General features: G+C 68.3%; 6 protein-coding genes. 1 reads left to right on the forward strand and 5 read right to left on the reverse strand.

What is annotated here, in order from left to right; genetic code table 11:
* Positions 1-384, forward strand: a 384-nt coding sequence (locus H3O04_RS32920) for a sodium-independent anion transporter (protein WP_202589279.1), incomplete at its 5' end; no start/stop codon positions are given.
* Positions 385-406: 22 nt separating this feature from the next.
* Here H3O04_RS32920 and H3O04_RS32925 read toward each other — a convergent pair.
* The 5 genes from H3O04_RS32925 to H3O04_RS32945 form a co-directional block, all read right to left on the reverse strand.
* A complete protein-coding gene (locus tag H3O04_RS32925; RefSeq protein WP_202589280.1) occupies positions 407-1345 on the reverse strand; it encodes a carbohydrate kinase family protein in 939 nt (312 codons plus the stop codon).
* A 133-nt stretch (positions 1346-1478) separates the two neighbouring features.
* A complete protein-coding gene (locus tag H3O04_RS32930) occupies positions 1479-2423 on the reverse strand; it encodes an ABC transporter substrate-binding protein (RefSeq protein ID WP_027810357.1) in 945 nt (314 codons plus the stop codon).
* Positions 2424-2509: 86 nt separating this feature from the next.
* The gene (locus tag H3O04_RS32935) at positions 2510-3547 is read right to left on the reverse strand and encodes an ABC transporter permease subunit (RefSeq protein ID WP_011545296.1); all 1038 of its coding nucleotides are present in this window, start codon (positions 3545-3547) and stop codon (positions 2510-2512) included.
* A gap of 43 nt (positions 3548-3590) precedes the next feature.
* Positions 3591-5144 (reverse strand): sugar ABC transporter ATP-binding protein, encoded by a 1554-nt coding sequence (locus H3O04_RS32940; protein WP_202589281.1) that lies wholly within the window; start codon positions 5142-5144, stop codon positions 3591-3593.
* The gene (locus H3O04_RS32945; RefSeq protein WP_012328402.1) at positions 5131-6378 is read right to left on the reverse strand and encodes an ROK family protein; all 1248 of its coding nucleotides are present in this window, start codon (positions 6376-6378) and stop codon (positions 5131-5133) included. The genes H3O04_RS32940 and H3O04_RS32945 overlap by 14 nt, the downstream gene beginning before the upstream one ends.
* Positions 6379-6753 lie beyond the last annotated feature (375 nt).

The following is a 6753-nucleotide window of genomic DNA, read 5'->3' on the forward strand; positions in this document are numbered from 1 at the left end:
GTCGCGAGCCACGCCGATGCGAAGCCGGTGCCCGGCGTGCTGATCGTGCGGCCCGAGGCGCAGCTGTTCTTCGCGAATGCAGACCGGATGCTCAATCGCGTGCGGGCGCTGTTGAAGGCCGCGCCGGACACCCATATCGTGATGGTGAGTCTCGAGGAAACGCCGGACGTCGACGGCACGACGATCGAATCGTTGCGCACGTTCGCGGCCGAATGCGCGGCGCGCGGGCTGCGGCTCGCGCTCGTCCGGCTCAAGACGCACGCGCTGCATGCGCTGCGCCGTGCGGCGGACGATACGTTGCACGACGACGCGATGTCGGAGCTCAGCGTCGACGAGAGCCTGCAACTGCTGCAGGTAGGCAAACCGCAGAACGGCAGCGAGTGACGGCGCTGCGCTTCGGCGCCATCTATTGCGAAAGCGCGGCGTTGGCGGTGGTGCGTTCGATCATGTCGGCTACTTCCGCGGCCGTCGGCGCATAGGCGCCTGCATGTTCACAAGCGACGGCCGCACACGCGGCCGCGTAGCGCAGATGCTCGGCGGCCGATGCCTCGGGGCGGGCGAGCTGGCTCGCGAGCCAGCCGCCGATGCTCGCATCGCCGCAGCCGACCGTGTCGGCCACCTCGGCCGGAAACGCCGGCTGGAACAGCTCGGTATCGCGATGCAGCAGCTGCATGCCGGCTGCGCCGCGCGTGACGAGCATTGTCGCGTCGGGCGCCCATGCGCGCAACTGCGCGAGCGCGGCCACTTCGTCGAGTTCGGGAAACAGCCCGCGCAGATCCTCGTCGGATACCTTGATCCAGTCGGCGAGCGCGGTCAGTCGGCGCAGTGTGTCGCGATACGACGGCGCGGCCATCGGCGCACGGAAGTTCGGATCGAACGAGATCCGCTTGCCGGCCGCCCGCGCGGCCTGCGTGAGTTCGATCAGGCGCGACGCGAGCGGCTCGCGCACGACGCCGAGCGAGCCGACGTGCACGATGTCGGCCGCGTCGAACGCACCGGCCGGCAAGTCGGCCGGATCGAACGCGAGATCGGCGCTGTTTTCGCCGATGAAGAAATAGTGGGGCGGCTGCTTCGAGACGACCATCGCGAGCAGCGGTGCGCGGTCGACCTGCCGGATGAAACGCATGTCGAGCCCCGCGTCGGCGCTCTTGCGCATCAGCTCGTCGCCGAAGGTGTCGCGGCTGACCGTGCCGGCGAAGGCCGTCGGCACGCCGAGTCGCGCGCCGACGCGCGCGACGTTCCAGCACGAGCCGCCGGCGACGCTGTGCCAGTGCTGCGCGTCGTCGCGGATGAAATCGGTCAGCGCTTCGCCGAACACGATCAGGCGGGGAAACGTCGTCGTCATGTGGAAACCTTGTGCCGCGGCGTCGCGCGTGGCCGTACAGCGGTTGATCTGAATCTGAACAGCCGGGCAGTGCGGGGCGCCGCGCGCGGCGACGCGGCCCGGCACTGCCCGGCCTCGAGGGCGCTCGGCGCGATCAGCGCGGGGCGCTCCAGCCCTTGTAGGTCTTCACGTTGTCGCGCGTGATCAGCGTCGGCTCGATCAGGATCATCGGATTGGCCGGCTTCTGGCCGTTCATGATCCCGTAGCCGACGTTGACGGCTTGCTGCGCCATCGCCCACGGGTCCTGGCTCGACGACGCTTGCACGAGCGTGTTCGACTTGAGTGCGACCTCGATGTCGGGCGCGCCGTCGACCGACGTGATCACGATGTTCGGGCGGTTCAGCTGTTTCGCCGCGAGATCGCTGCCGATCGCCTGCGGGTCGTTGATCGTGAATACGCCGTCGAGCTTCGGAAAGCGCGTCAGGTAGCCCTGCATCGCGTTCATCCCGCCTTCGCGGGAGCCCTTGCCGTCCTGGTCGCTCGACAGCAGCTTGATGCCGGTGTTTTTCGCGAGCACGGCCTTGCAGCCGTTCACGCGATCGATCACGGCCGACACCTGCGGGCCGTTCTCGATGATCACGTTGCCCTTGCCGTTCAGCTTCTTCGCGAGGTAGTCGCACGCGAGTTCGCCGGCCTTCACGTTGTTGGTCTGCACGGTCGCGTTCGCGCCGGCCGCCGCGACGTCCACCGCGACGACCGTGATGCCGGCCGCCTGCGCCTTCTTCACCGCCGGCTCGATCGCCTTCGGGTCGGTCGCGTTGAGCAGGATCATGTCGACGTGCGCGGAGATGAAGTTGTCGATCTGCGTGAACTGCTTGTTCAGGTCGTAGTCGGCCGAGACGGCCGTGACTTTCGCATTCGGGTTGAGCTGCTTCGCGCGCGCTTCGGCGCCTTTCACGATCGTGACGAAGTACGGGTTGCCGAGCGAGCCGACCGTGACGCCGATCGATTTCAGCGGCTTGTCGGCTGCATGGGCGGCGGCAGCGCCGAAGGCGAGTGCGCAGGCGACGGCGGTCAGGGCGGCGGTGTGCTTGAACATGTCGTTGTGTCTCCGTGAGGTCTGTTGGTGAACGCGCGCAGGAGGACCTGCCTGCGCGCCGATGGTTGAACGATGAGGGAAGGGAGTCAGGTACGGGCCGAGTCGCGCTGGCGATAGCGGTCGAGCGCGACCGCGCCGATGATCACCAGCCCCTTGATGATGTATTGCCAGATATCGGACACGCCGAGCAGCACGAGCCCGTTGGTCAGCACCGCGATGATCAGCGCGCCGATCAGCGTGCCGACGATCGAGCCGACGCCGCCGACGAAGCTCGTGCCGCCGAGGATCACCGCGGCGATCGCGTCGAGCTCGTACGACTGGCCGAGCTGCAGGCCGTTGGCCGCATACAGGCGTGCGGCCGACATCACCGCGCCGAGGCCGGCGAGCAGGCCCGACGCCGCATACACGAACATCTGGATCGCCCGTACGTTGATGCCCGACAGACGCGCGGCTTCCGGGTTGCCGCCGACCGAATAGATCCGCATCCCGAGCACCGTGCGGCGCAGGATGAACCACGAGATCGCGATCACCGCGCACGCGATCACGACGAGCCACGGCACGCCGAGGATCGAGCCGTTGCCGATGAACGCGAACGGCAGTTGCGGGTTGAACACGGTCGTGTCGTTGCCGATCAGGCGTGCGACGCCGCGCACGGCAGTCATTGCGCCGAGCGTGACGATGAACGGCGGCAGGCGCAGGAACGAGATCAGCCCGCCGTTGATCGCGCCGAACACGAGGCCGACGACGAGCGCGAACGGCACGCCGAGCCAGCCCCAGCCGGGAATGGTCGACGCGATGAGCGCCGCGACGGCCGCGGCGGCGAGCACCGAGCCGACCGACAGGTCGATGCCGCCCGTCAGGATCACGAACGTCATGCCGGCGGCGAGCACGATGTTGATCGATGCCTGCTGCGTGACGATCGACAGGTTCTGCAGCGTGAAGAAGCCATCGGTCAGGAAGCCGAAGCCGACGCACAGGACCAGCAGCACCGGCAGCATGCCGGCCGTGCGGATCAGCGATTGCATGCGGGCGCGATGATCGGCGCCGCGCATCAGGGGTGTGCGGTTGGCGACCGGATGGGCGGTCGCGGAAGCGAGGTTCCGCTGCTTGGTCGGGTTGATCATTTCGGTAACCTGAAAGTGAGAGTGAAATGAAAAGGGGCGGCGCTCAGTGCGCGTCGGCCAGTTCGGCCTGCGAGCCGGTGGCGAGCGCGATGATCGCTTCCTGCGTGATCGGCGTATGCGTGTGTCCGCCGAGTTCGCCTGCGATCTCGCCTTCGCGCATCACGAGCACGCGGTCGGCGACGCCGATGATTTCCGGCAGTTCGCTCGAGATCACGATTACGCCCACGCCGGCACGGGCCAGTTCGTTGATGATCCGGTAGATCTCGGATTTCGCGCCGATGTCGACGCCGCGTGTCGGTTCGTCGAGGATCAGCACGCGCGGCTTCGTCTCGAGCAGGCGCGACAGCAGCACTTTCTGCTGGTTGCCGCCGGACAGCGCGCCGACGTTGACGTTCGCGTGCGGCACCCGGATCGACAGTGACGCGATGGCGTCGCGCGCCCGTTCGGCGCCGCGCGCGAGGTCGAGCGCACCGAGCCGCGCATCGCGGTTGCACACCGAGATGTTGATGTTGTCGCGCACGCTCATGTCGAGGAACAGGCCCTGGCGCTTGCGGTCTTCGGTCAGGTAGACGAGGCCCGCGTCGATCGCGTCGCGCGGCGAGTGCGCGCCGAACGTGCGCTCGCCGAGCTTCACGTCGCCGCGCACGCGCGGCTCGGCGCCGAAGATCAGCCGTGCGAGCTCGGTGCGGCCCGCGCCGACGAGCCCCGCGATGCCGAGCACTTCGCCGGCATGCAGGTCGAGGCTGCAGCCGCGCACGCGCGTGCCGTCGGCGATGTCGCGGACTGACAGCAGCAGGTGGCCGGGGTCGTACGGCCCGTGTTCCTTCTTGTAGAAACCGGAGATGTCGCGACCGACCATCATCGCGACGAGCCGCTCGGCCGACAGCGACGCGCGCTCCAGCGTGCCGACGTACGCGCCGTCGCGCAGCACCGACACGCGGTCGGACAGCTCGTAGATCTCCGCCATCCGGTGGCTGATGTAGATGATCGCGAGGCCTTCCTCGCGCAACTGGCGGATCAGGCGGAACAGGTGTTCGGTTTCGCGCGACGACAGCGGCGTGGTCGGCTCGTCCATCACGAGGATGCGGGCGCGGGTATGCACGGCGCGCGCGATTTCGACGAGCTGCTGTTCGGCGATCGACAGCGTGTCGACGAGCGTGTCGGGCCCGAACGGGGCACCCAGGCGCGCGAGCACGTCCTGGCAGCCGCGCGCCATCGCCGCGCGGTCGATCGTGCCCCAGCGCCGGTTGCCGCGGCGCAGTTCGCGGCCGACGTAGATGTTTTCCGCGACGGTCAGGTTCGGCGACAGGCACAGCTCCTGGTAGATCACCGCGACGCCGGCATCGCGTGCGGCGAGCGGGCCGTCGATCTCGATGCGTTGGCCGTCGATCAGGATCTCGCCGCCGGCGTCGGCGCGGTAGGCGCCCGACAGGATCTTCATCAGCGTCGATTTGCCCGCGCCGTTCTCGCCCATCAGCGAATGGATCTCGCCCGGATAGACGGTCAGGCTGACGTTGTCGAGTGCGCGTACGGCCGGGAACGTCTTGCTGATCCCGCGCATCTCGAGCAGCGGGCGGGGCGACTCAGAACGCGACATGGTGGACCTCCTGCGAATCGGTGCGGGCGCCCTTGAGGATGCCGGCCCGCGGGGAGAAGTTGAAAAACATCGGCAGCGTGGCGGCGCCGATCGCGCCTGCGTCGGCGCCGAACGTGCCGCGCACGAGCACGGGCGTGCCGCGGGCCTCGGGCGCGGTGGCCACGAGCGCCGCGCGCAGGCGGGTCGTGACCGCGTCGAGCAGGCCCGCGTCGGTGTCGGCGTCGAGCACGACCACCGGCGCGTCGATCACGCACAGCACCGCGCGCAGCGCCGGCGCGAGCGCGTCGACGCAGTCGTCGATCCATTCGTCGACGGCCGGCAGGCCGCGGGCGATGCAGGCTTCGAGATCGGCGCGGTTCTCGACCGTCTCGCCGTGATGGCGCAGATGGCGCACGAGCGCATGCAGCGAGGCGCGTGCGAGCAGGATGTCCCACGGGCCGCGCGGCGGCGGCGCGGAGGCCAGCCGGCTCGGCGGCACCGGAATCACCGCGATGTCGCCGGCATTGCCGGTCACGCCGCGCAGGCAGTCGCCGTCGATCGCGATGCCGCCGCCGATCGCCGGCCCGATGAACAGGTAGACGAAGTCGTCGCACTGCCGGCCGTATCCGTAGAACAGTTCGGCGATCGCGGCCGCGTTGCCGTCGTTCTCGCCGAATACGGGCAGCGACAGCGTGCGGCCGAGGTCGGCGGCGAAATCGACGTCTTCCCACGCGCGGAACGTGTCGGGTGCGAGGCCGAGCTCGCGCATCCACGCGCCGAGGTTGTACGGCTGCGCGACGCCGACGCCGGTCAGGCGCGCGCGTTCATGGTCGGGGAGGAGGGCCTGCATCGCGTCGATATCGTGACGCACGATCTCGAGCACGTCGGCGGGCGGGGGAAGCAGCGTGTCGTGCGAGCGGCGGCCGAGCACGTCGCCCGCGAAGTTGACGAGCGCCGTCTCGATGCGCATCCGGTCGAGATGGACGCCGATGCCGAACGCGCCGCGCGGATCGACGCGGATCAGCGATGCGGGCTGGCCGCGCTGGCCTTCGGTGCGGCCCGCGAATTCGATCAGCTTCGCGTCGGCGAGCGACCCGATGATGCTGCCGACCGCCGTACCCGTCATGTTCGCGAGACGGGCGAGGTCGGCCTTCGATGCGCTGCCGGCGCGGCGCAGCGTCTTCAGCAGCAGGCGCTCGTTGTAACGGCGCACGTTGGCCGAATTGCTTCCCTGGCCGAAGTGCGGGCTTCTCATGGTGTCTCCTTCCATGGTGCGCCGTTCGGCGGCGCATTAAATAAATCACGTTGATTTATTTAACCGCGTGAGCGACGGCCTGTCAGCCTAGGGAAATCCCGGTTTTTCTACGACGGGAGATTCGTGCGGAGCGGAGTGAAGTGAAGGAATGAGGGTGCTGAACCGATCGAAGCACTGCGGGGCGGGGCGATGAGAGGGGGATAGATCGCGATACGGAAATTCCGCGAGCATGTCCGATTCCGGGGCCGGAAATGAAAAAAGGCCGGCTAGAAGCCGACCTTTTTAGAAAACAGATGGTGCCCAGGAGAGGACTCGGTCACACATGCGCGACCCCGACTGCGCTTGCAAGCGCAGCCTTTTGAGTCCTCGCGCAAA

Origin of the sequence: Burkholderia sp. KCJ3K979, from assembly GCF_016759955.1 — a bacterium.
In the GTDB taxonomy this organism is placed as follows: Bacteria; Pseudomonadota; Gammaproteobacteria; order Burkholderiales; family Burkholderiaceae; genus Burkholderia; species Burkholderia orbicola.